Raw genomic sequence first — 23,342 nt, forward strand, 5'->3', positions numbered from 1 at the left:
CCCACAAGTTGTGCCGGTAGATGTAGCGGAACACCTCGCCCGTTCCCTGCCGGACGAGGTGTTCGCGATGTTCGCGGAAACTGACGTTCGTAGTAAGTTCCGGACGTCGCCACACCGCCTCATAGGCCCCAACGCATCATCCTTCCTGCCGCGCGAACACGAAGCATCGCTACGGCAACCCGCACACCCAGCGTGGTCGAGATTCCGGTTGTCCCATACCGCCCGCCGTGATCTTGGACGTCGCGGCCTCGAGCCGGTGATCATGCCCACCAGCCGACCTGGGCTCCGTGCGTTCGCGAGATCGTGAGGGCGAAGCTCGCCGCCTACGACATCGTCATCGACTAGCTCACCCCCGGTCAGCGCGGGTACTCACGTCCCGGCAGTTCGGCACCTGATCCGCCCGTGTTCGGGGGCGTCCGAGCGGGCGGGGACCGGCTGTCCCCGCCCGCTCGGAAACCGCTCGGATCGGATACCTCACCCGGGCAGGGGTGAGCGGCGATTCCGCGTGGAATCGCCACCTGGGACACCGGGTTCCACGCGGATCGTTACCTCATCTGCCACTGCTGCGCCGGGTTCGAGGGGTCGCAGCTGAACAGCCGCACCTGCTCTTGGCCGAGGTTGCCGAGGCAGCTGTTCGTGGCCGGGTGGTAGATCAGGCTGCCAGAGTCGGCAGGCTCGACCCGCCACCGCTGGCTCGCGTCGTAGGAATCGCACGCGGAAAGGCGCACGTTGGGGCCGTCAACCTGGCCCAGACAGCTGTTCGTGCCGTTGACCCGGAGCAGCTCCGCGTTTCCGAGGTACTCGCGGGACCAGTTCTGGCTCGGGCTGCTCGGGTTGCACTCGGCGAGTGCGACCCCGTAGCCGTCCGAGCTGTACAGGCACCCGTCATCGGCCACGTTGTGCAGCGGGGTTTCCCGGGGGGCGGGCTCCGCCGCGGCAAGCGGCAGCGCGACCGAGCCGCTCAGGCACAGCGCACCCAATGCCGCCAGGGACCAGTGGCACACCTTACGCAATGAACTCACCTCGTAGAATGTGTAGGAGATTCATGTAGCACGCGTCGTTCGAGCACGTGTGTCACCGAGTTCACTGCTATCCCAGCGGAAAATGCCCAATTCACACCACTGTGGGCGAGCACTGGCCCGCGAAGCGCGAACCGGGTACAACCGGGCTGCCCGGCTGGCAGGATTTCCGCGGTCTTGGAGAAACGTGAAGCATCTGATCGTGGTCTACGGTGGTCGCTGTCGCACCGGATCCGCTGCCGATGGTGTGCCGGGAAGCCTGGTCGGCGTGACGTAGTGGTTCGAGGATGGAGCTGTCATGCCGGGCGCGGACGTGTGCTGATCGCGGGTGCCGGATTCGCGACCGCGTTGCGGTGGCGGCGCAAGAACTCCTCGCCTCTTCGAACACCATCTCGTCGATTCCTCGGGTTTCCCGGGGGAGTTGAGTAGTCCCGGAGCCGTCGATCACGGGCAGCTCGAAAGAACTCGCGGAGATGAGCAAAGCGGGGCAGGAGACACCACTGTTGGGCCGATGGCTATCGTCGCGATCGACCAGCATGAGGAGGTTCCGCTGGCCCGGGATGAGCTGGTGTACCGACTGCTTCCGTTTGGTGTGAAGGCTATCGCTTCGTGCTCTTCGCCAACTGGTGTGCAGCGAACGGACTGTTCACCTCGGTAGACGACACGAACGGTCCGTTCGCCCCAACCGGCTGCCCGCAATTTCCGTTGAAATCGAAGTTCTAATCTCAATGAGCGTTTTCCGGCCTCTTCTTGCGTTTCAGTGCGGGTGGTGAAGCCTCAACGGTCCTCTTGGCTGTGGATCCCGGAGATGTGCATGGACCAGACCGGACTTGTGCATGGACCAATACGTGCGCCCAGGCTGTCCTCGCGAGGGGACCGCTGAGAACCCGCGGCGGTGCCGGTTGCAAGGGTAGGCCAAGGCGGCTACGTCGCTTGCGGATGTCCCGGACCGTGAGACTTCAGGCCTCGCGGTTGTGATGGGCCAGGAAAAGGGCTCAATGTGAATTGCGGGACCACAAGAAACGTTGTTCGCTGTGGATTGTGTTCAGCGGGTGATTCCGGTGTGGCCTATCGAGAATCGGCCGGGCTGCGGCCACACGCATAGGCCGTGCGGCTCGTTGCCGACCGGGATCTTCTTGAGCAGCGAGCCGTCGGCGGTGGACAGCACGTACACCGCGCGGTCGTAGCGGCCGGACAGCCACAGCTGGGAGCCGTCGGCGGTGACGTTGCCCATGTCCGGGCTTCCGCCGCCGGGGATTCGCCACTTGGTGATGGCCGCGCCGGTGCGGGCGTCGAGCACGCTGACGCTGCCCTCGTGGCGGTTGCTGACGTAGAGCTGCCGCGCATCCCGGGAGAGGTAGAGCCCGTGTGCGCCCATGCCGGTCGGGATGAAGCGCAGGACCCTCGTCGCCGCCACGTCCAGCACCCACAATCCGTTAGCGTCCGAGTCGGCTATGTAGTACACCGATCCGTCCGGTGCGAGCTTGATGTCCTGCGGGCCCATGCGGGTGTGCCGCTGAGGCATCGGGATGACCCGCAACAACTCGTGCGATGACACGTCTAGCATGACCACCGCGCCGGCGAACTCGCAGGTGAACACCGCCGTGCGGCCGTCGGCGGAGAAGTCGGCGTGGTCGATCCCGGCGCACTCCGCAACCCGGGTGGCGGCCAGCTGAGCCCAGGTGTGCGGGTCGTACCAGACCAGCTCGCGCCTGGCCTCGGCCACGGAGATGGCGGCGGTCCCGTCGGGCGTGAAGTACATGTTGTAGACGCCGACGACCGGGATCCGCCGACCCGGCAGGCCGGTGCGCGGATCGAAGGCCAGCAGGTGGTCGCCCCGGTCGTCGGTGGCGTAGAGGGTGTGCATGTCGTAGGACGGCACGACGTGCTGGATCTCGGTACCCGCGGGGTAGATCCCGACCACGGCGAAGGTCGCCGGATCGATCACCCACACGTCCCCGGACCCCGCGTGCGGCACGTAGACCAGCGGCTTGGCCTCCTTCGCGGCGGGGTGAAGCATGTTTGCCCCGGCGGCCGCGTAGAGGTCGGTCCTCGGCGCCGGCTCCTCGGTCGGGTGCGTTCTGGCTGGCGGCTCAGGGCGGGGAGCGCCCGGTCCGAGCGCGGGTGTTGACGAGCACGCCGACATCAACAACACGGTGGCGCAGAGCAGCGCCGGTGTGGCGGCGCGTAATCCCACGCTCAGAGTTTCCCTTGCGCGGTAGGTGGATATCAAGCGCACGAGCGCGGTGGAGGTATTGCGGGCGGCGCTGCGGGGTACCAGAAACGTGATGGGCGCGCCGAGGGGCGGCGCGATCGACGTCTATCCGCTTGCGGTTCTCCCCGGTGCCCGTCGCCGCGATGGAGAGCAGCCGAACCCGGAATGCGCCGCAGTTGTTTTCCGCATCGGAGGTGGTCGATGGGAACGCCGTCCCCGAAGCCAGGGGCCGCCACGCGGCGTGTCTACGCCCTGGGTTCGCTGGCCGCGATCCTGTTCGGCTACGACAACGGGATCATCTCGGCCGCCATCCTGTTCATCCCGCACGAGCTGCCGCTGACGCCGCTGCTCAAGGGCGCCGTGGTCAGTGCCACGGTCGTCGGGGCGATGGTGGGAGCGCTGGCCAGCGGGCCGGCCGCCGACTGGCAGGGACGGCAACGCCTGCTGCTCGCGGCCGGGGTCGTGTTCACCGTCGGGGCGCTCGGTGCGGGTGTGGCACCGACAGTGGCCACGCTGGTGTTGTTCCGGTTCATCATCGGGCTGGGGATCGGCATCGCGTCGGTGGTGGTGCCGCTCTACCTGGCCGAGATGGCGCCCGCCGGTGGCCGCGGCTGGATCACCTCGCTGAACCAGTACATGATCATCGTGGGCACGGCGCTGGCCGCCGCCTGCGGGTACGCGCTGGCCTTCTCCGGCTCGTGGCGCTGGATGATTCTCATCGGCGTGTTACCCGCACTGGTGCTGGTCTTGGGGTTGCTGGCCGCACCGGACACGCCCCGGTCGCTGGTTCGCCGGGGATACCCCGAGCGGGCACGCGTGCTGCTCGTCGGCCTGCGCGGTGACCAGGACGCCGCAGACCGGGAACTCGCCGAGATCACCGAGCTCGAACGCCAGCAGCGGGACGCCAGGCTCGGCGCCCGCATGTCCGCGCCGTGGGTGCGCCGCCTACTCGTGCTGGGCGCGCTGCTCGCCGTGTTCCAGCAGATCACCGGGATCAACACGATCGTCTACTACGCGCCCACCGTGCTGACGACCTTCGGGGTTTCCGACGTCACGGCACTGCTGTTCACGTTCCTGAACGGGCTGGTGAACATCGCGACGATCGCGGTGGTGGTGCGGCTCAAGATCGTGGATCGCTGGGGTCGCAAGCCAGTACTGCTTGCCGGCCTGGTGGGCATGTCGGCGAGCCTGTTCGTGGTCGGGGCGGCGGCGTCGCTCTTGCCTCCCGAGTCGCCGGCGCTGTTCGGGATCGCGGTCGCCGCGTTCGTGGCGTACACCAACACCTTTTCCGCCACCTGGGGCCCCGTGCTGTGGGTGGTGCTGGCGGAGATCTTCCCGCTGGCGATCCGCGGCGCGGCGATGGCCGTGGCCACGTTGTTCAACTGGCTGACGGACTTCTTCGTCGCGCTGACCTTCCCCACCTTCACCTCGCTGGTGGGCGCGGGGATCGTGTTCATCGCCTACGCGGCGGCGGGGGTGATCATCTTCCCGATCGTCTGGTGGATGGTGCCGGAAACCAAGCAGCGCAGCCTGGAATCGCTGGAGAAGGCCTTCCGCCGGAGCAAGCGGTTCCGCCTCTCGGAAGGACCGGACCGATGATTTCAGGAGTTGCACGATGACCGTCGACTACGGTCCGCACGGATCCAGCCTGCGCGACCTGCCGCGCCTGCGGAGCAGTCGCCGGGGACGCGCGTCCAGCTGGGACCGCAGCGGGGGCAACGACGACCGCCTCACGATCGAACCGGGCCAGACCGCCACCCTCGCCGATATCCACGGGGCCGGGAGCATCAACCACATCTGGGTGACCGTCGCGAACGAACGCATGGTGCGTGATCCCTGGATGCGCGAGCCGGACTACCTGCGCAAGCTGGTGCTGCGCGCCTACTGGGACGGCGAGCGGAGCCCGAGCGTCGCCGTCCCGGTGGGCGACTTCTTCGGCGTCGGGCACGGCCGCACGACCAACTTCATCTCCGCACCGCTGCAGATGAGCCCGCAGGACGGCAAGGCGTTCAACTGCTTCTTCCCGATGCCGTTCGGCTCGGATGCGCGGTTGGAGGTCACCAGCGAGCTCGTCCACGAGCGCGTTTTCTTCTACTACTACGTCGATTACGAGTACTTCGACGAGCTCGGCGCGGACATCGGCCGGTTCCACGCGCAGTGGCGGCGCAACAACCCCTGCCCTGGAGTCGACCAGGGCGCGGAGAGCAACGACCGGTTCCTGCTCACCGGCACGAACCTCGACGGCCTGGGCAACTACACGATCCTCGAAGCGGCCGGGCGCGGCCACTACGTCGGCTGCGTGCTCAACATCCACAACTTGCGCGAAACCAACGAGTGGAACTGGTACGGCGAGGGTGACGACATGATCTTCATCGACGGCGAGCACTGGCCGCCCGCGCTGCACGGCACCGGGACCGAGGACTACTTCAACACCGCCTGGTGCCCGTCGCAGACCTACCACGCGCCGCACCACGGAATCACGCTTCCCGGCGGCGACAACTGGTCGGGGCAGATCAGCCTCTACCGCTTCCACATCGAGGACCCGATCCCCTTCCGGCGGTCGATCCGGGTCAGCATCGAGCACGGCCACGCGAACAAGCGTTCCGACGACTACTCGTCGGTGGCGTACTGGTACCAGGAGGAGCCGCACGTCCCGTTCTCCCTCGCACCCGTCGAGCAGCGCATCCCGCGGGCGCAATGACAGCCCGGGGTGGTGTGAACCGGCGCCAGTTCGTGAAGTTCTCACTCGCGGGCGCGGCAGCGGTGCTGTTCGGGGGCGCGCCGCGCACCGTCGACGCCGCCGTCGGACCGACCGTCGTCGACCCTGCCAGCAAGTTCTTCGCGACCGCGTTCACCGAGTACGCGGCCAGCGTCACCAGCGACAGCACCGGGGACCTGTGGCCGACCTGCTGGGCGGACGACGACTACGTCTACACGGCCAACGGGGACGGGCAGGGCTTCGGCAACGAGCCGATGGCCGCGATCGTGGTGAACCGGATCGCCGGGATGCCGGAGACCGGCCTGCGCGGCGAGCGCCTGGCCGCTGGTGACGCCGTCGCTAAGGCGCACGCTGATTCCAAGCTTTACAACGCGAAACCCACCGGGATCGTCGCGGTCGACGGCAACGGCGACGGCCGCGACGAGCTGTACCTGGCCGTGCAGGACCTGCGCTACGCGCCCGCTGAGACGGCGTTCGACGACGCGCCGAACGCGACCATCGTCAAGTCGGAGGATTACGGGCGCACCTGGCAGCAGCCGTCCGGGCCGATGTTCACCGACCACATCTTCACCACGATCATGTTCCTCGACTTCGGACGTAGCCAGGAACACGCCCGAACGCTCGGCGCGGAGGCCGCCGGGTACGTGTACGCCTACGGCCTGGACCACAACTGGCGGGACTCCTACACCAACACGGTGCCGTCCCCGACGAGCCTCTACCTGGCCCGGGTTCCCGGGAACGCGATCCAGCAACGGGACGCGTGGCGGTTCTATTCCGGCACCGGGCAGGACGGTCGTCCGCAGTGGAGTGCCGACATCGGGGCGAAGGCGCCGGTGCTCACCGACGAACGGCGGCTCTACACCGACCTGCTCGGCGAAGGCCGTCACGACCTCAGCGTGATCTCCCAGGGCGGTGTCCTCTACAACGCCCCGATGCGCCGGTTCCTCTACACCTCGTGGAGCGAGTACACCTTCGAGTTCTACGAGGCGCCGACGCCCTGGGGGCCTTGGCAGCTGTTCATGTCCAAGGACTTCGGTGCCCAGCCCTGGTTCGGCCATCCCGGCCGCGTCCGGATCATTCCCGTGCCGGGCGGCCACGACATCCCGACGCCAGAGGCCGGCGAGGGCCAGCCGGCGTGCGCCGGCCCGAAGAACGGCGGCTACGCCCCGACCATCCCGGCGAAGTTCGTCTCGGCCGACGGAACGCGGATGTGGGTGCAGTCCAACTGGTTTCTGAACGTGGCGTGCGGGCTGCCCAACTACCGCTTCTCATTGCGGCAGCTCCACCTGTCCGCCCGCCAGCTGGGCGATCCCGCCAACAACCCGCCGAACCCGATCGTCAACCTGGCCCGGCCGGACAGGGGCCCTTTCCCCATCGAGAAGACGGCTCACTACGGCCGCGGCGACTACTTCAACAACGGCATTTGGGAGGAGAGCGAGGACAGCTTCGACGGCTCCCGGAAGCAAACCGATTTCTGGGGCTACACCTGGAGGGACGAGTACTGGGTCGACCGCGTCGTCTACACGACCGGCAGCATGTTCTCCGACGGCGGCTGGTTCGCCCGCGACCTGGCGGTGCAGGTGCGTCAGGGAGCCGACTGGGTGAACGTCACTGGCCTGACGATCACCCCGGCGTACCCGTACGACAACACGGCGGGACCGAACAAGACCTACGCGCTGATGTTCGACCCGATCGTCGGCGACGGCATCCGGATCGTCGGAGTCCCCGGAGGTTCGTCCACGTTCACCTCGATCGGCGAGCTGGAGGTGTACTTCGACGGCAGACCGCCCCGGTGACCCGAGACCACCCAGCCGTGAAGCACGTGGTCAACGCTACGCAACGCCCACCACAGCACGCCATGAACTGGTCCTTGGCACGCCGTTGCCCGTCCCCTTCGTCGGCCTCGTCATGCTCGCCCTCGGCGGACGGGTCGGGTGTCATGGCGATCGGGGCGACGGTCCGCGGCCGGGCGCGTGAACGGCTTGTGGGCACCGCGGCGGAGGAGTTCTACCGGCGCGGGTCACCGCCAGCGGCGTGGACACCATCAGCAAGGAATCCGGGGTTTCCAAACCCACGCTCTACAGCCACTTCCGGGCCAAGAGCGAAAGCGGCACAAGACGTGGTGGCGGGAGACCTTCGCGGAACTGGCCGCCGAAGCAGGCCTGGCGGGAGCCCCCCGAGAGCGGCGAACGAGATCGCTACAGCCGATCGGTTCGGTTCGGAGATCTTCCAGCTGGTGCCCGTGGTCGATGGTCGTGATGTTCTCGCTGAGGCAGTCGCGGCGGCACGTGAGAATGGGGATCGCGGGCCCCCGGTGCGCGAGCCGAAGAGGTGTTGGGCCAGCTGGCGCGAAGCGATCCGCGCCACCTGCCGGAAAGCCGCGTCATGGCACGCCCGTAGTTCGAGGCGCCGAGGCGGCATATCGCCTTGCGATGAGGGGTGGTTCGAGTACATCGAACTCCGAAGTCCATAATGGATTCTTGGAGCCCTCTGCGCGGCCAGCGCTGCAGATAGCAACGTGATGTGTGAGGGAAGACGAAGCGGGGTAGTTCGAAGGAGACGACTCCCTGCGGATCGGGGCCACCTGCCGGACCGCCCGGCGGCCCCGATGCCGTTGAGTCGGGAGTTTCCCGCTGAGTGGGGGTGTTCTTCGTGATCGTGCTAGGGGTAATCCTATTGCTCCTCGGTTTCTTCCTCAACATTTCGATCCTGTGGACGCTGGGAGCCGTGCTGACGGTCGTGGGCGTCGTGTTCGCCGTTAGTGGTGCCAGCGGACGTGCAATCGGTGGCCGGAAGCACTGGTTCTGATCGATCGCAGGCGGATGTGTTGCCGGAGCGTTCGGCCGGGTAGCCACGGGGCATTGATCGTATGCGGACTTGTGGAGCCGCGCACGCGTTCACCCGGAGATGAGGAGCGCAACGATGGAACTGGTGACCTTGCGCCACGTGTACGAGCAGGAGGGGCCCTTCGCGACGGTCTGCCTGGAGGCCCGCGTCCCGGGCGAGGACGCGAGTAAGCAGGTCGAACTGCGGTGGCGGGCGCTCCGCGATCGGCTCCACGCGGCAGGCGCACCAGCGGAAACGCTGGACACCATCGAGTCAGAGTTGGGCGACGCGACGGGGCATGAGCAAGCCTGCGGCCGGGTGCTCGTGGCAGCCGGCTCCGCCGTGCTGCTCGACGAGGAGTGGGACGCAGAGCCCGGCGTCGGCGACGACGCGTTCTGGGATCCGCTGCCGCAACTCGGCACCTACGTGCGGGAGGCCGCGCGCTCGGTGTCGGAGCTCGTGGTGATCGCGGATCAGGAAGGCGCCCAGGTGCGCCAGTATGTGGTGACCGAGCACCCCGGGCCGCGCGAGGTCGACACCGATGTCGTTGAAGGCAGCGACCACGGTGGCGTGCACAAGCCACGTCACGGGGCGTTGTCCCACAAGCGCATCCATCGCCGCGCCGAGGAAACGTTGCGGCGCAACGCAAAGGATGTCGTGGCCCACCTCAATGGTGTCGCTGCGAAGTTCCGGCCGCAGGTGTTGGTCCTCGCCGGTGGGGTGCAGGCGCGGACGGCGGTGCGGGAGCAGCTTTCGGCTGAGCTCGCGGAGCTTGTCGTCGAGACCGAACGGGGCGGACTCGCCTACAACGCCTCCGACGAGGCGCTGGACGAAGAGCTGGTACGCATCGCTGGCGAGGAGACCAAGCGCAGAGCTGCGGACAGAGCCGCCCGGATGGAGGCGGGCCGGACGCACGGCAGGGCGGTCCAGGGCGACGACGCGGTGGTTCGGGCGGCCGAGCGTGCAGCGGTGGAAACCTTGCTGTTGGAGGAGGACGTTCCGGCGCGGGACGAGGAGTTCCTGCTCAAGGCTTGCGCCGAGACCGCCTCCGAGGTCGAACTCGTGCCCGCGGGGACCGGGCTGACCGATGGGGCGGGCGCGATCTTGCGCTTCCCGGTGCTGCAGTGAGGTGAGCGGGCGGAGAGTTGGTCGTCATGGGGGAAGCCGACGGACAGCGCGATCGGCACGGCAGCCGTCGTGACGAGCCCGAAACGACCATTGTGGACCAGCGGCAGACCCGGCGAGCCGTCGCCGCGGCCGCCATCGGCAACACGATGGAATGGTTCGACTTCGGCGTGTACAGCTACATCGCCCTCATCATCAGCCAGGTTTTCTTCCCGCCTACCAACGCGATCGCGCAATTGCTGTCCACGTTCGCCACGTTCGCGGTGGCGTTCCTGGTCCGGCCGCTGGGCGGGTTCTTCTTCGGGCCTCTAGGCGACCGCATCGGCCGCCGGAAGGTGCTGGCCACCACCATGGTCACGATGGCGTTGGGAACGCTGGCGATCGGGCTGATCCCGAGCTATGCCACGATCGGCATCTGGGCGCCGGTGCTGCTGCTGGTGGCGCGGCTCGTCCAGGGGTTCTCCACTGGCGGCGAGTACGGTGGCGCGGCCACGTTCGTCTCGGAGTACTCGCCGGACCGGCGGCGCGGATTCATGGCCAGCTGGCTGGAATTCGGCACGCTGACCGGATACTCGCTCGGTGCCGCGCTCGTCACAGTGCTGACCGTGACGATGGCCTCGCAGGACCTGACGGCCTGGGGTTGGCGGATTCCGTTCCTGGTGGCCGGTCCGCTCGGGATCATCGGGCTCTACCTCCGGTTCCGGTTGGAGGAAACCCCCGCCTACCGAAAGATCTCCGAAGACGAGCAGCCGCAGGCGGCGGCGACCTGGCACAGCCTGCGCACGATCTTTGGCCGCCATTGGCGCCTGATGCTGAAGTGCGTCGGCCTGGTGCTGGTGTTCAATGTGACGAACTACCTGCTCACCGCCTACATGCCGACGTACCTCTCGGCCGTGCTCGGCTTCCAGCACACCAGCTCGCTGATCCTCGTCCTGGTGACGATGGTGCTGGTGATGGGCTTGATCGTGGTGCTGGGCCGGTTCTCCGACCGGATCGGCAGGCTGCCCATCGCGGGTTTCGGCAGCGTCGCGCTGATCGTGCTGTCGTTCCCGGCGTTCCTGCTGATCGCCCAGGGCAGCGTGGGTGCGGTGCTGGGTGGCCTGCTGATCATCGGCCTGACGTTGATCTGCTTCAGCGCCACGATGCCCTCGACGCTGCCTGCGCTGTTCCCGACCGAGATCCGCTACGGCGCGGTGTCGGTCGGATTCAACATCTCGGTCGCGCTGTTCGGTGGCACGACGCCGCTAATCGCCGAAGCGCTCGTCGCGGTGACCGGAGTGAAGTCGGTCCCGGCGGTCCTGCTCGTCGCAGCCGGAGCGGTTGGGCTGGTAGCTGTGTACTTCACGCGTGAACCTGCCGGCCGTTCCCTCCCCGGATCGCGGCCCACCGCGGCAGAAAGCGCGCAGGCGCGGCGGCGCGTCCGAGATGAGCGCGGGGAAGATCAGGATTAGCGCCTCGGCGCATTGGGTAGGCCGTGCGTGCGGCGTTGCCGTCGAGGGGGTCAACGGCGTGGCCCCGGGGGGTTTGTGTGGACTCCGCCGACCCTCACCAAGCGGTTGGGACAGCACGAGGCAGGTGGGTGGCGGGAGGAACCCCGGCCGAGTAGCCGACGGTACCCGCCATGGAGAAGCACCAACGCAGCGAACGGAAGGAGTGCCTCAATGTCTGCCGAGGACAAGGCGAAGAACAAGGCAGAAGAGTTGAAGGGCAAGGCGGAGAAGAAGGTCGGCGAGGCCACCGACAACGAGCAGCTGGAAGCGGAGGGCAAGGGCAAGGAGGTGAAGGGGGGCCTCAAGCAGGCCGGTGAGAAGGCCAAGGACGCCTTGACCGGTGACGAGGACAAGAAATGAAACAGCGCGCATGGTGTCCCATGTGCGCACGGTGAATCGAGCAGAGGCCACGAACTCGGAGTTCGTGGCCTCTGCTGGTGTCCGGGTTCATCTTCGGTGGTGCCTGCGGCGTGGTGTGTCCGGCGGGACCCTGGGGCCCGTGTGCAGAAGCGGGTCGGATTCGCGTCCTGGCGCAAGCGCTCGCCCTCCGGCGCCCGGTTTAGCGCGCGAACGCCCGAATCGCCTGCGCAGTTGCGCCGCGATGCTCCGAAGTCGCGTGTTCCACATCAGGTCGAAGTCCTCCCCGTTGCTGGGATCAACTGCCTCAACACGAGGGTTTACCCGTGCACGAGCGCGAAAACCGCAACGCTAATCCGGATCGGCTCGGTCAGCGCGAATTGCCTGGTTCCCTGGCCGGGGCGGCGGGCGTCGAGAGCCGGATGGCGGATTCGAGCAGCAGCGCGTGGACGAAGGCCTGGGGCAGGTTACCGCGCAGCTGACGCTGCTGCACGTCGTATTCCTCCGAGAGGAGGCCGGGTGGGCCGCAGGCGGCGCGGTTGCGCTCAAACCAACGCAGGGCGTGTGTTTCGTCGCCCTGTTGGTGTTCGGCGAGAGCCATGACGAATCCGCACAGCAGGAAGGCGCCTTCGGCCTCCCCAGGATGCTGGGTGGGCTGCGGGAACCGGTAGAGGTAGCCGTCTTCGGCCAGGGTGCGGCGCACTTTCGTGAGCGTGGCCCGGGTGCGCGGGTCGTCTCCTGGCAGAGCACCTCGCACCGGCGGCAGCAGCAGCGCCGCGTCAGGGCCGGTGTGCTGGGAACTCCGTTGCCAGTAGCCGTTCGGGTGCAGGCACCGACGCGTTGTTTCGGCCAGGATGCCTTCGGCCAGCGAGGTCATGCGGTCGCAGTCCTCGTGGGTTGGAGCAGCGGGCGCAGCGGCTCGCAGTCCTGCGACGCACGCGAGCCGGGAGTGCGTCCACCACTGGTCGTCCAGTTCCCAAAGGCCGGCTTCGGGCTGCTGCCAGCGCCGGTCGATGGCCTCCGCCGCGACGCGGATGGCGCGCGCGCCGTCGGTATCGAGGTGCCCGTGGTGCGCCGCCGCGGCCAGCAGTTGGAGGAGTTCGCCGAACGCGTCGAGTTGGGTTTGCCTGGTGACCTGGTTTCCCCGGACGACCTCATGACCGCCGGGGTAACCGGGCAGGTCCAGCGGCCTTTCGTCGGGAACGGCGCCGCCGTCGATGGTGTAGGCCGGGTTCAGGGCTTCGCCGTCGTCTAGCAGGCGGGCGGTCAGGAAGGACACGGCGTCGTCCAGGAGCGGGAAGGGACCGGCAGCCGCGATGGCTACGCCGGCGTAGCACTGGTCGCGGACCCAGGAGTAGCGGTAGTCGTAGTTGCGCCCTTGCTCGGCCCGCTCGGGCAGGGACATGGTCGCGGCAGCGGCCATGCCACCGTGCGGTGACGTCATCCCGCGCAGGACGGCGTACGCGTGCTCGGTATCGCGCGGCGCGATGCTCTCGCCGAGATCCGGGATGTCGCTGCGCCAGGCGTGTTCCGTGCGATGCCAGGCGAGATCGGGATCGATGGGTGGGCCCAACGAGGCACGCGTGATCTCCAGGACCAGGTCGTGACGACCACCGGCGGGAACGGCGATCTCCATGCGCAGCGCGCCATCGCTGCCGACTACGGCGTTAGCACCGCCGCTCCAGCGCAGCCGCAGATCGCCGCTGCGAGCGACCCACCGGCCGTGCTCGTCCAGGTGCGGCTCGGTCATCGGATGCGTCCCGAATCCCGCTCGCACGTCCAGTTCGACCCGCAGCACGACTTCGCGCTCGATGGCTTCGACGCGGCGGAGCAGCATCACGCTGTTCGGGTTCCCCGGATACGCGAGGGCGTCCCGGCACTCGACGATCGTGGACGTGGTCACCCACCGGTTGCGCCAGATCAGCGACCGCGGTTCGTAGTATCCGCCCCAGGTGAACGGCTCGACGGGCGTGACCGCGTAGACTCCGGGGCCGCCGAGCAGGGCTGCGAACACGGCATCGTCGTGCCAGGTCGGAGCGCATAGCCACACCAGATCGCCGTGCGGACCGCAGATCGCACCGCGACGCCCGTCGGCCAGCAGCGCGTATTCCCGCAGCGCGTGCGGTGGGAAGCGATGTTGGATGTGGTCGCTGATGCCGTCAGGTCCAACCATGCCGCTGCCTCGGTCGTTGTCCTTCCCGGATCGTTTCGGTCACGCGGACTGGCCGGGGGCATTCGCGCTGCGGCCGGCCGAAGTCGGCTTGAAGCCCACGGATGACGTGGGATTTCTCCTTGCGTCACAACGATCGTGCCCCACGAACACCAGTGCAGCGGGTGTTCACCGGGACTTCTTCCATGGTATTGGCCGTGCGAGCCCCCGGCAGCGCCTCAGGCGTTGAGGTGGGCGTCGAGCCAGTCCACGATCTCGTCGAGCACCTGTTCCTGCTCCGGCTCGTTGTGCGCCTCGTGGTAGAGCCCTTCGTAGATCCGCAGGGTTAGGTCCGACGACCCGGCGTGGGTGCGCACCAGCTCGCTGGCGGCCGGTGGCATCAGCCGGTCCGCGCCGCCGTGCAGGACGAACAGCGGCATGGTCAGGCGTCAGGCGCTGCGGCATGGCCTCGACCGCCAGCATGATCTCGACGGCGGTCCGCGCTCGCATCTTCCCGGCGTGGTTGAGCGGGTCGGTGAGGTAGTCACGCACCACATCGGGGTCGCGGCTGATGGTGTTCGCGTCGAGGCTGCGCACACCGAGGCCGGGTAGCAGTTTGGACAGCAGCGGTGAGACGACCTTCTCCACGGCTGACACCGCGCCGGTGTTGAGCGCCGGGGCGGAGATCACGGCACCGACGATTCGGTCCAGCGGAGTCCCGGTGAGATACTGCAGGGAGATCAGCCCGCCGAGGCTGTGCCCGTAGACGAACAGCGGCACGTCCTCGTGGCGCTGACCGGCCAGCCGCGCCAGGACGTCGACCCCCGCGACGGCAGCGGCCATGCTGCCGATGTTGCCGCGCGTTCCCGGCGAGCGGCCGTGCCCGGGATGGTCGAGGGTGTAAACCGCGTAGCCGGCCGAGTTGAGTCGTAGCGCGACGTGACGGTAGCGACCGCTGTGCTCGTGCACACCGTGGACGAGCACGACCACCCCCGCAGGCTGATCGACGGTCCAGCCCTGCCAGTACTGCCCCGAGGACAGGGTTCCTTCGAGGTGCGATGCCGCCGGCCGTGCATCGTCGTTGGGCTGCGTCATCGCATACCTTCCTGTCCTGCCATGCGTGCTGGTCGCCTTCGCGGAACGCCCGGTGCTTGCGAGCAAGCCTCATCCGTTGATCGGATCTCGGTAACCGTGAGCCAGGCGCCTGCAAAGGTACGCGCAGCCCGGGCGAGGTTCGGGCACAAGCCGGAAACATGTGTGGCACATTCCGGGATCGAGCAGAAGCACCCGCCGGCGTTCGGTGCACGGGAGAGCGCTGCCGATCGCGACGTCAGCGCAGGCCGGTGGCGCGGGCGAACGCCACCCAGCGGATCAACTTGAAATTGGTGTCGGTCCGCCTCGCCGTTCGGGCCGGTGCTCTCCGGGGTGTTCTGGCCGTCGTGGACCACCAGGAGGCCCTGCGGGAACTGGTCGCCGAGCGGCTCGGTCGTCACTGTGGCACCGTCGCGCGCACCTCACCCAAGCCGTCGGAATTCTGGGCGGCCCCAAAGGTGCGCTGGTCACCAGTGCGAGCGCACCGACCGCAACGAGAAGCCGAGCCGGACTCGCCAATACCCGGTCGAGTCGAGGGGCGCTGCGTCCTCAAGGGAGGATCCGCTGCCGCGCACGAGGCGCGCTCCAGAGCCACCGTCGTAGGTCACGTCGATGTCCGGTCCGCTGAGTCGGAAGTTCGGCTCGTTCATCGGGTATCGAGCCTGGAAGTCACGAAGTCGTCGATGGGGTTCCTGCACCGGCATCGCCAGCACATCGTTGATGACTGTCGTTCGGACTTCGGCGAAGACTCCGCGAAACCACGTGACTGCTGGAAGTGTTGAGCGAAGGGTCCTTAGTCACGGCTCGGCAACTCCGCCTGCTGCGCTGCCAGGGGGGTTCTCGGGACAGGTTCGGTCGGGCTGATTTGATGTCCCTTGTGGATATCCTGTTGCTTCATTCTGCGTTCGGCTTGCGGCCTTCCGTGCACGCCGCCGCCGATCGGTTGCGCGCCGCCGGACACGAGGTGCACGTTCCCGATCTGTTCGACGGGCGGACCGCCGAGACGGTCGAGGACGGCATGCGCATCAAGGACGAGATCGGCAGGGACGAGCTGTTGCGCCGTGCCGTGCAGGCAGCGGCGCCGCACAGCGAACCGGGGCTGGTGTACGCGGGTTTGTCGCTGGGGGCGGCCCTCGCCCAGAACCTCGCGCTGGCCGACGAGAACGCCCGTGGTCTGCTGCTCCTGCACGGCACCTCCGACATCGCCGAGGGCGCGACCGTCGACGACCTGCCGGTGCAGCTGCACGTCGCCGACCCCGACCCGTTCGAGCCGGCCGACTGGCTGAACGCCTGGTACCTGCGGATGCGGCGTGCCGGGGCGGACGTGGAGATCTTCCGCTATCCGGGCGCCGGGCATCTGTTCACCGATCCGGACCTTCCGGACTACGAGCCGGAAGCCGCCGAGGAGGCGTGGGTCGTCGCGCTCGCGTTCGTCGAATCGCTGTGAGCCATCTCCACGAAGACCGATTCGAGCTGTCCGCAGCCGGCAGCGTCGCCTCGTTTTGCGAAAGGCCGCGCATGGTCTTGGGACCTCGTAACGAGGGGTCCGGACGGGCCTGCCGTCGGCAATCGCACCCCCGCCCCGTCTCGCCCCGCTTGTTTCAGACGCTGCGCAGTACCGAGACGACGGTGCCCAGCACGACGGCGGTGTCACCGTCGATGACCTCGTAAGCCGGGTTGCGAGGCTCCAGGTAGACGTGGCCGTTGCGGCGGCGGTACACCTTGACGGTCGCCTCGCCGTCGATCATCGCGGCGACGATCTGTCCGGAATGCGCGTCGCGCTGCTGCCGGACCACCACGATGTCGCCGTCGCAGATCGCGGCGTCGATCATCGAGTCACCGCGCACGCGCAGACCGAAGACGTTGCCGCGACCGGTGAGTTCGCGGGGCAACGACAGAACGTCATCGATGTGTTCTTCGGCCGCGATGGGCGTTCCGGCGGCGATATCGCCGACCACGGGCACCCTCACCGAATCATTGCCGGACTGCCGCGCCGAGGACCCCAGGAAGGCCCGCACGTCGATCGGCCGGGACATCGTCGTGCTGCGTCGCAGAAAACCTTTCTCCTCCAGGCTCGTCAGGTGCTTCGACACCGACGAGGACGACCGGAGTCCGACGGCATCGCCGATCTGGCGCGTGCTCGGCGAATATCCGTACCTGGTCACCCAATCCCGGATCGTGGCCAGGATTGCCTGCTGACGCAGCGGCAGGGTCGAGGGGTCCAGGTGCTCGAACGCGTCGAGATCGTCGTAGGCGGCCACCTGCGGAATGTTAGAGGTCGACGCCCGCGACCAAGCCACCGGCCCGCACCGGCGACTGCGCCAGCCAACCGCGGCCACCGGGCGCGCGGCGTTCCCCTCCGTCGTGGATTTCCCGTGCGGGACGCGCTCGGAGGTGTTCTCGTGATCGCATCGGATTGCGGTTCGCAGCCGAACTAATCCGTTCCGCACCGGATTCAACGCCGTCGAGGATGGGCATGCAGCCCGGGCAGCTTCTCCGCAGCCCTTTACCCCGCTGGCAGCGCCCAGATGGTCGCGGCCCGGTTCTTCGGCGAGGACGGCGGGTGCCTGAACGCGATGCACCCCGACCGCATCGGCGCGATCCTCGCCGGGCGGGAGCTGCCGGCCTACCCGAAACACCGGTGGAAGCCGCCCGCGTCTGTTCGCCGAGGGAGGTGCCCTGGCCGGCAAGCTCGACTACGGCAGCCGGCGGGTCGTGACCGCGACGATGGCCTACAAGGACCGGCCGCTGGACCACGACGTGCCACGCGCCCAGATCACTAAGCCGGCCTTCGCGATCGAGGCAGTCCCGGAATGCACGGCGGACTGCGCGGGCGCGACCTGGTTGGGCACCGAGACCACCGACGCCACCGACATCACCGACAAGCGAGGGGCAGGGGCCGCCAGGCCGCAACTGATGGCGCCGTTGGCCGACCTGCCCGAGCTCGAAGGCGTCTCGGCCTCCACGTGCTGACCGACCACACCCTCGTGCCGGTCACCCCAGTGCACGACTACCTGCGCTCTACGCTGCATTTCGGAGACGAAGGGCTGAAAGTCCTCGTCGCGGTGCCGGAAGTGCGGGGATACTTGCTGGTAGGTTGATATCTAGTGACTTCTGGTCGGAATACGAGGCGCACCGTGTTCGAACCCGTAGCGCGCTGGTGTGCCGGAGAGTCAGATTGGCATCCCCTCGCCGTGTACGAGATCCTTCTCGAACGCAATGGTCTCAAGTGGCAGGTGATTTACCTGATGCACGGCGAGCGGCATGCCTGCATCGGCTTCGAAAGCGAAGCCGATGCTCGACGCGACGTCGAGTACCTGATGAACCGTGGCCCGGCCGGGGAGCAGTGGCACAAGGCCTCCCTGGATCGCTGAGCTGCGGCACGCGAACCCGGAATGGAGAGCGGCGGGGGAGCCGTTGGTCTGCCAGACTCACCTCGGGGTCCGGCGACGTACCCGGGGGGCGGGAGATGGCTTCATTCCCAACCGCGTTGGGCTTGACCGCGGAGCAGACCGAGGAAGTGGTGCAGCAGGCCGGCTTGGCACCGTCGTTGCACAACAGCCAGCCATGGCGCTTCCGCCTTTCGGAACAGGTGATCGAGCTGCACAGCGACCCGCAGCGGCGGTTGCCCGCTGCGGATCCGGCCGACCGTGAACTGCGGTTGGCCTGCGGTGCGGCGTTGTTCAACCTCCGCCTGGCATTGGAGCACTTCGGCGTGCGGCCGGTCGTCGCGCTGCTGCCGCGGCTTGCCGGGCCGACCTCGTTGGCCGAGCTGCGCAGCGGGGGACAGGTGAAGCAAGCGCCAGAGGAACTGGCGCTTTACCAAGCGATCCCCAAGCGACGCAGCAACCGGCGCCCATTCCTGGAGAACCCGGTTCCGACCGCGCACCGGCAGGCGCTGGCCGCCGCGGTGCGTCACGAGCAGAGCTCGTTGCGCGTGATGACGCGCCCGGAGTTGGGGAGCCTAGAGGGCTTGGTGCACCGCGCGCACCGGATGCAGATGGCGGACGGGCGCTTCCGCGATGAGCTGGCGAAGTGGACGGGGCGGCCGAAAGGCGCGGCCGAAGGAGTTCCGGCTGACACGGCGGGGCCGCTGCCGGAGCCCCAGGACCAGTGGGTGCTGCGGGACTTCTCCGGTGGTCAGGCGCGTGCGCGGGTTCCCGGCAAGGACTTCGAGTCCGATCCGCTGCTGGTCGTGGTGTGCTCGAACCACGACAGCAGGCTCGACGACCTGCACGCGGGGCAGGCGATGCAGCGCATGCTGCTCACCGCGACGGCACTTGGCCTGGCGTCGTCGCTGCTGTCGGCGGTCGTGGAGGTCGAGCAGACCCGGGATGAACTGCGGCGGCTGCTCGGCGGAGGGATGCAACCGCAGGCCGTGGTGCGGATCGGCTACGGCTCGCCAACACCCGCGACCGCACGTCGTGACCTGCGGGAATTGCTGATCGACGGCTAGTGCTTCCAACGGGTTCCGCCGTGAGCGGCTGAGCGGGAGGATGCCGGATGCAGGCGTTCGACGTGGTGGGCATCGACGGCTCGGACGTCGCGGTGGATGCGGTCAGGTGGGCCGCAGCGGACGCCGCGCTCCACCGGGCAGCGTTGCGGCTGGTATGCGTAGTTGCTGGTGGGGCAGATGATGCCGGTGATCGGATGCCGACGTCGCCTAACGTTCTCGACGTCATCGAGAACGAGCGCCGTCGCTGGCTGTCGCAGGCGGCGGAGACCGCTGCGACGGTCAGCGACGTGGCGATCACCCAGGAACTACGCCGCGGGAGGCCGGCTGCGGTCCTCGTCGAGGAATCGGCCGGGGCTCGGCGGGTCGTCGTCGGCACCCGCGGCTTGGGTGACGCTACGGGCGTGAAGAGGGCGTTGGGGTCCACGGCGGAAACCGTCGCCATGCTGGCGCAGTGCCCGGTGGTCGTCGTCCCGGCTCCCCGGACGGATCCCGACGTGGTAAGAACTCGGCCGGTCGTCGTCGGGGTGGACGGATCAGCGGTCAGCGAGCGTGCCCTGGAGGCTGCGTTTGAGGAAGCGTCCGTGCGGCGCGTTCCGCTGGTGGCTCTCCACGTGTGGAGCGACACCGCCATCGACGAATGGTTCGCCCTGGACGCGGAACGTGACTGGGATGCGATCGAGGCAAGAGAAGGCATGCTGCTCGCCGAGCGGCTGGCGGGGTGGCAGGAGCAGTACCCGGACGTGCAGGTGCAGCGCGTCGTGGAGCGGGACCGACCGGTGCGGTTCCTGGCCTTGCACGGCGCAGATGCGCAGCTCATCGTCGTAGGTAGCCGTGGGCGCGGAGGCCTCACCGGGATGCTCCTGGGCTCGACCAGTCGTGCCCTCGTCCACTCGGCGCCCTGTCCAGTGCTCGTGGTGCGCGCTGGATGATCTCCGAGTCACGCGCTGCGCCGCGTGCTGGAGGTGAGCGACATGACCAGTGCCGGTGATGCGGCTCGATCCGATGTGGCGCAGCCCGGACCGCGGCGGTTGCCACGTGCCACCTACGAACGCGAGCTCTTGCGACTGCAGGCGGAGCTCGTGAAGCTGCAGGAATGGGTCCGGACCGAGCGCGAGCGGCTCGTGGTGCTGTTCGAGGGGCGCGATGCGGCGGGGAAGGGCAGCACGATCAGGCGCGTCGCGGAATACCTCAACCCCCGGGTGGCCCGGATCGCCGCGCTGCCCGTCCCGACCGAGCGGGAACGAACGCAGTGGTACTTCCAGCGCTACGTCGAGCAGTTGCCCGCGGCGGGGGAAATCGTGCTGTTCGACCGGAGTTGGTACAACCGCGCCGGGGTCGAGCACGTCATGGGGTTCTGCACGGAGGACGAGCACCGGCGTTTCCTGGAGCAGTGCCCGATCTTCGAGCGGCTGCTCGTCGACGACGGGCTGCTGCTGCGCAAGTACTGGTTCTCGATCAGCCGCACCGAGCAGGAGCGTCGACTGCGCAAGCGCGTCGAGGACCCGATGCGTCAGTGGAAGCTCTCGCAGGTGGATCTGGAGTCGGTGACCCGCTGGGACGATTACTCCCGCGCGCGGGACGAGATGCTCGCGGCGACGGATACCCCGCAATCCCCTTGGTACCTGGTGGAAAGCGAGGACAAGCGGCGTGCGCGGATCAACATGATTGCTCACCTGCTGTCGAGCGTGCCGTACCACGAGGTGCCGCGCCCCCGGGTGGAAATGCCCGTGCAGGCGGGCGCCGGAGGCTACCGGCGTCCACCCCGCGACGCGTTCAGGTACGTGCCCGACCACGCCGCATCGCTGGAATGATCGAGGCTTCCGAAGGCCGCGATTGGTCAGGACTCGCCGCGGACCACGACCACGGGGCAGCGAGCGTGGTGTACGCAGTGCTGGCTGACCGAGCCGAGGAGCGCCTCGGTGAATCCGCCGTGACCCCGGTTGCCCACAACGAGCAGATCCGCGTTGGACGACTCGGCGGCGTCCAGCAGCGCACGCGCCGGGTGCCCCTGCGCGACTTCCCTGCTGATCTCCACCTCGGAGTCGCCGGCAACCTCCTTGACCACCTCGTTGAGGTTCTTGGCGGTGGTGCTGGCGAAATCTTCGAGCCCCGAGACTTCCCAGTTGTAGATGAGCGGAGCGTCCCAGGCCATCAGGGCGGTGATGCCGCCTTCGACCAGACCTGCCTGCCAGACGGCCCACCGCAAGGCCGCCTTGGAAGCGGGCGAGCCGTCGACGCCGACGACGACGGTGTAGCGGTGCTCGTTCATTTTGGCCTCCCCGTGCTGACTCAGAGCTGCGAAGCTCCCTCGCACATGAGGAGTACCCAACCTGCCGGAGATGTCAGCACCGCGTTCGTGGCCGTCCTCGCCCGCGCCGGGTATCTGCTGATCGCAGCACGGAGGTGGGATCAGGCGGCCACGTCACCTGCACGGGCCGCTCAGCCGGGAGTGCGGCCCCAGGCTTTGTTGACGGCGTCGACGATGTGCTGGTATTCCGTGCAGCGGCAGAGGTTTTCAGACAGCGGTTCGCGAATCGAGGCGTCGTTGGGTGATCATCGGGGTCGACGGGCGGACAGCGGCACGACGAATCCCGTTGTGCGCAAACCGCATGGAGTCCGTGGCAGTCCTTGAAGGCCTGTTTCACCGGGCTCAGGTGATCGTCGGGGGTGATGCCTTCCACCGTAGTGACCTCGGTGCCGTCGGCCAGCACGGCCATGGTGATGCGGGAGCGCGCGGGTCCGCCGTCGATGAGCACGGTGCAGGTGCCGAAGATGCCGTGTTCGCAACCGGCGTGGGCGCTGGTGTGGCCGAGGCCGTCGCGCAGGAAGTCCACGAGCAGCCGGCGCACCGGGACGAGGCGCTGGACCTTCCGGCCGTTGACGGTGAGCGTGATCTCGCGGTGTGCGGTGGGGGTGTCAGCCATGCGCCACCTGCTCCAGGGCTCGCTGCGCGGCCGCCCGCAGCGCGGCGCGACGGGTTGCGCGGTCGGCGTGGAGGCCGTCGGGCGGGCTGGCGGAGTCCGCGGCGGCCCGGTTCGCTGCGTTGATGGACTCCGCTGTGAGCGCCCGCCCGCGCAGCGCCTCTTCGGCTTCGGCGAGTCGTGGGACCGTGCTGCCGATGCCCAGGCCGGTCAGCCGCGCCCGAGTCACGGTCCCGCCGTCGAATTACAGCGCCGCGGCGGACTCCTGCGATGGCGAAATCGCCGGACCGCCGGGTGATCTCGGCGAAGCCGAAGCGGGCGGTTTCGCGAATCGGCAGGCGCACTTCGGTGCGGATTTCTTAGGTGGCCAGCGAAGTTTCGTAGGGCGCGAGGGACAGGTCGGTGGCGGCGATGGTGCGTCGTCCGCCGATGCCGGTCACCACGACATCGGCGTTCAGTGCGCGAGTGGCCGCGCATAGGAGAGCATCTTGGTTCGCTAACCTTCCGCGATCTCGAACGCGTTGCGCGGACGGGTTGGCGCATTCCACGGACTTGTGGGCGGACCGGAAGCGTGAGCTGACCGTCGAGTCGTCGTCGCGGTGGCGGGCAGCATCACCAAGGCCACATATGATCAGTGGGCTCTCGCGCGGCGCTGCCAGCTCGCGCATATCGAGTCCTTCGAAGCGGGCATCCGCATCATGGGCACATCGTCTTTGCCTGCGGCGCCTGTCGTTGTAGGAGTGGTGGCTGTCATAGTGGCGATCCCTCGGGTAGCGTGCTGCAACCACGGTTCGCGCAATCCAGCGCAAGGATGGCTCGGACACTGACTGGGTGACCCAATCCGCAGGTGGTCCTGCAACAGCACGTGGCTCCACAAAGGACGTTCCGGGTTCGCGGAACGAGGCCGCGGTGCTGGTCGCAGCCATCAGCGAATTGCTGTGACCCAACGCCTTCGCTGCAGATCCAGATCGCT

22 protein-coding genes and 1 pseudogene are annotated in these 23,342 nt (G+C 68.0%); 14 read left to right on the top strand and 9 right to left on the bottom strand.

From position 1 onward, the window contains the following. Positions 1–545: 545 nt before the first annotated feature. Both ACWDKQ_RS08780 and ACWDKQ_RS08785 read right to left on the bottom strand, forming a co-directional pair. The gene (locus ACWDKQ_RS08780; RefSeq protein ID WP_450138212.1) at positions 546–1,004 is read right to left on the bottom strand and encodes an RICIN domain-containing protein; all 459 of its coding nucleotides are present in this window, start codon (positions 1,002–1,004) and stop codon (positions 546–548) included. Between the two features lie 1,060 nt (positions 1,005–2,064). Continuing rightward, positions 2,065–3,216, bottom strand: coding sequence for a YncE family protein (locus ACWDKQ_RS08785; RefSeq protein WP_450138163.1), 1,152 nt, complete (start codon positions 3,214–3,216; stop codon positions 2,065–2,067). A 219-nt stretch (positions 3,217–3,435) separates the two neighbouring features. On the opposite strand from ACWDKQ_RS08785, the gene ACWDKQ_RS08790 reads away from it, so the two are divergent. The 8 genes from ACWDKQ_RS08790 to ACWDKQ_RS08825 all read left to right on the top strand — a co-directional run bounded on the left by ACWDKQ_RS08790 (position 3,436) and on the right by ACWDKQ_RS08825 (position 11,754). Next, positions 3,436–4,833, top strand: a complete 1,398-nt coding sequence (locus ACWDKQ_RS08790) for a sugar porter family MFS transporter (RefSeq protein ID WP_450138164.1) — start codon at positions 3,436–3,438, stop codon at positions 4,831–4,833. Positions 4,834–4,849: 16 nt separating this feature from the next. After that, on the top strand, positions 4,850–5,935 hold the full coding sequence (locus ACWDKQ_RS08795) for a glycoside hydrolase family 172 protein (RefSeq protein ID WP_450138165.1): 1,086 nt from the start codon (positions 4,850–4,852) through the stop codon (positions 5,933–5,935). Positions 5,936–5,967: 32 nt separating this feature from the next. Continuing rightward, the gene (locus tag ACWDKQ_RS08800; RefSeq protein ID WP_450138166.1) at positions 5,968–7,749 is read left to right on the top strand and encodes a hypothetical protein; all 1,782 of its coding nucleotides are present in this window, start codon (positions 5,968–5,970) and stop codon (positions 7,747–7,749) included. A gap of 238 nt (positions 7,750–7,987) precedes the next feature. Next, positions 7,988–8,212 (top strand): TetR family transcriptional regulator, encoded by a 225-nt coding sequence (locus tag ACWDKQ_RS08805; RefSeq protein WP_450138167.1) that lies wholly within the window; start codon positions 7,988–7,990, stop codon positions 8,210–8,212. A gap of 384 nt (positions 8,213–8,596) precedes the next feature. After that, a complete protein-coding gene (locus ACWDKQ_RS08810) occupies positions 8,597–8,761 on the top strand; it encodes a hypothetical protein (RefSeq protein WP_450138168.1) in 165 nt (54 codons plus the stop codon). Positions 8,762–8,875: 114 nt separating this feature from the next. Next, entirely contained in the window at positions 8,876–9,907 is a 1,032-nt protein-coding gene (locus ACWDKQ_RS08815) for a baeRF2 domain-containing protein (RefSeq protein WP_450138169.1), read from the top strand. A gap of 26 nt (positions 9,908–9,933) precedes the next feature. After that, a complete protein-coding gene (locus tag ACWDKQ_RS08820) occupies positions 9,934–11,355 on the top strand; it encodes an MFS transporter (protein ID WP_450138170.1) in 1,422 nt (473 codons plus the stop codon). Positions 11,356–11,565: 210 nt separating this feature from the next. Then, complete coding sequence (locus ACWDKQ_RS08825; RefSeq protein WP_450138171.1) at positions 11,566–11,754, top strand: CsbD family protein; 189 nt, start codon at positions 11,566–11,568, stop codon at positions 11,752–11,754. 367 nt (positions 11,755–12,121) lie between these two features. On the opposite strand, the gene ACWDKQ_RS08830 is transcribed toward ACWDKQ_RS08825, so the two are convergent. From ACWDKQ_RS08830 to ACWDKQ_RS08840, 3 genes are all read right to left on the bottom strand, one after another. Further along, positions 12,122–13,924 carry a glycoside hydrolase family 15 protein gene (locus ACWDKQ_RS08830; RefSeq protein WP_450138172.1) on the bottom strand — a complete coding sequence of 601 codons (1,803 nt, stop codon included), beginning with the start codon at positions 13,922–13,924 and terminating at the stop codon, positions 12,122–12,124. 165 nt (positions 13,925–14,089) lie between these two features. Continuing rightward, positions 14,090–14,995, bottom strand: coding sequence for an alpha/beta fold hydrolase (locus ACWDKQ_RS08835; RefSeq protein ID WP_450138173.1), 906 nt, complete (start codon positions 14,993–14,995; stop codon positions 14,090–14,092). A gap of 464 nt (positions 14,996–15,459) precedes the next feature. Further along, entirely contained in the window at positions 15,460–15,642 is a 183-nt protein-coding gene (locus tag ACWDKQ_RS08840) for a hypothetical protein (RefSeq protein WP_450138174.1), read from the bottom strand. A gap of 239 nt (positions 15,643–15,881) precedes the next feature. On the opposite strand from ACWDKQ_RS08840, the gene ACWDKQ_RS08845 reads away from it, so the two are divergent. After that, positions 15,882–16,439, top strand: coding sequence for a dienelactone hydrolase family protein (locus ACWDKQ_RS08845; RefSeq protein ID WP_450138175.1), 558 nt, complete (start codon positions 15,882–15,884; stop codon positions 16,437–16,439). A 154-nt stretch (positions 16,440–16,593) separates the two neighbouring features. On the opposite strand, the gene lexA is transcribed toward ACWDKQ_RS08845, so the two are convergent. Continuing rightward, entirely contained in the window at positions 16,594–17,253 is a 660-nt protein-coding gene (gene lexA / locus ACWDKQ_RS08850; RefSeq protein WP_450138176.1) for a transcriptional repressor LexA, read from the bottom strand. Positions 17,254–17,671: 418 nt separating this feature from the next. Here lexA and ACWDKQ_RS08855 point away from each other — a divergent pair, with 418 nt between their 5' ends. The 5 genes from ACWDKQ_RS08855 (at position 17,672) to ppk2 (ending at position 21,259) form a co-directional block, all read left to right on the top strand. Next, positions 17,672–17,965 carry a hypothetical protein gene (locus ACWDKQ_RS08855; RefSeq protein WP_450138213.1) on the top strand — a complete coding sequence of 98 codons (294 nt, stop codon included), beginning with the start codon at positions 17,672–17,674 and terminating at the stop codon, positions 17,963–17,965. 164 nt (positions 17,966–18,129) lie between these two features. After that, positions 18,130–18,366, top strand: a complete 237-nt coding sequence (locus ACWDKQ_RS08860; RefSeq protein ID WP_450138177.1) for a hypothetical protein — start codon at positions 18,130–18,132, stop codon at positions 18,364–18,366. Between the two features lie 95 nt (positions 18,367–18,461). Continuing rightward, the gene (locus ACWDKQ_RS08865; protein ID WP_450138178.1) at positions 18,462–19,448 is read left to right on the top strand and encodes an Acg family FMN-binding oxidoreductase; all 987 of its coding nucleotides are present in this window, start codon (positions 18,462–18,464) and stop codon (positions 19,446–19,448) included. Between the two features lie 47 nt (positions 19,449–19,495). Beyond that, positions 19,496–20,377, top strand: a complete 882-nt coding sequence (locus ACWDKQ_RS08870; RefSeq protein ID WP_450138179.1) for a universal stress protein — start codon at positions 19,496–19,498, stop codon at positions 20,375–20,377. 42 nt (positions 20,378–20,419) lie between these two features. After that, complete coding sequence (ppk2, locus tag ACWDKQ_RS08875) at positions 20,420–21,259, top strand: polyphosphate kinase 2 (protein ID WP_450138180.1); 840 nt, start codon at positions 20,420–20,422, stop codon at positions 21,257–21,259. A gap of 26 nt (positions 21,260–21,285) precedes the next feature. Here ppk2 and ACWDKQ_RS08880 read toward each other — a convergent pair whose 3' ends face one another. The 3 genes and pseudogenes from ACWDKQ_RS08880 to ACWDKQ_RS08890 all read right to left on the bottom strand — a co-directional run. After that, entirely contained in the window at positions 21,286–21,717 is a 432-nt protein-coding gene (locus tag ACWDKQ_RS08880) for a universal stress protein (protein WP_450138181.1), read from the bottom strand. Between the two features lie 73 nt (positions 21,718–21,790). Beyond that, positions 21,791–22,372: a (2Fe-2S)-binding protein gene (locus tag ACWDKQ_RS08885; protein ID WP_450138182.1), complete on the bottom strand. Its 582-nt coding sequence runs from the start codon at positions 22,370–22,372 to the stop codon at positions 21,791–21,793. Beyond that, positions 22,365–22,601: pseudogene (locus ACWDKQ_RS08890) on the bottom strand (hypothetical protein); the annotation flags it as partial. The pseudogene ACWDKQ_RS08890 and the gene ACWDKQ_RS08885, both read right to left, overlap by 8 nt. Between the last annotated feature and the right edge of the window lie 741 nt (positions 22,602–23,342).

Source organism: Saccharopolyspora sp. NPDC000995 (genome assembly GCF_053599315.1).

Coding starts and splice junctions, on each gene's coding strand:
- ACWDKQ_RS08790 (WP_450138164.1), top strand. CDS start 3,436: ATGGGAACGCCGTCCCCGAAGCCAGGGGCCGCCACGCGGCGTGTCTAC.
- ACWDKQ_RS08795 (WP_450138165.1), top strand. CDS start 4,850: ATGACCGTCGACTACGGTCCGCACGGATCCAGCCTGCGCGACCTGCCG.
- ACWDKQ_RS08815 (WP_450138169.1), top strand. CDS start 8,876: ATGGAACTGGTGACCTTGCGCCACGTGTACGAGCAGGAGGGGCCCTTC.
- ACWDKQ_RS08820 (WP_450138170.1), top strand. CDS start 9,934: ATGGGGGAAGCCGACGGACAGCGCGATCGGCACGGCAGCCGTCGTGAC.
- ACWDKQ_RS08825 (WP_450138171.1), top strand. CDS start 11,566: ATGTCTGCCGAGGACAAGGCGAAGAACAAGGCAGAAGAGTTGAAGGGC.
- ACWDKQ_RS08830 (WP_450138172.1), bottom strand. CDS start 13,924: ATGGTTGGACCTGACGGCATCAGCGACCACATCCAACATCGCTTCCCA.
- ACWDKQ_RS08835 (WP_450138173.1), bottom strand. CDS start 14,995: ATGACGCAGCCCAACGACGATGCACGGCCGGCGGCATCGCACCTCGAA.
- ACWDKQ_RS08840 (WP_450138174.1), bottom strand. CDS start 15,642: ATGAACGAGCCGAACTTCCGACTCAGCGGACCGGACATCGACGTGACC.
- ACWDKQ_RS08865 (WP_450138178.1), top strand. CDS start 18,462: ATGGCTTCATTCCCAACCGCGTTGGGCTTGACCGCGGAGCAGACCGAG.
- ACWDKQ_RS08870 (WP_450138179.1), top strand. CDS start 19,496: ATGCAGGCGTTCGACGTGGTGGGCATCGACGGCTCGGACGTCGCGGTG.
- ppk2 (WP_450138180.1), top strand. CDS start 20,420: ATGACCAGTGCCGGTGATGCGGCTCGATCCGATGTGGCGCAGCCCGGA.
- ACWDKQ_RS08880 (WP_450138181.1), bottom strand. CDS start 21,717: ATGAACGAGCACCGCTACACCGTCGTCGTCGGCGTCGACGGCTCGCCC.
- ACWDKQ_RS08885 (WP_450138182.1), bottom strand. CDS start 22,372: ATGGCTGACACCCCCACCGCACACCGCGAGATCACGCTCACCGTCAAC.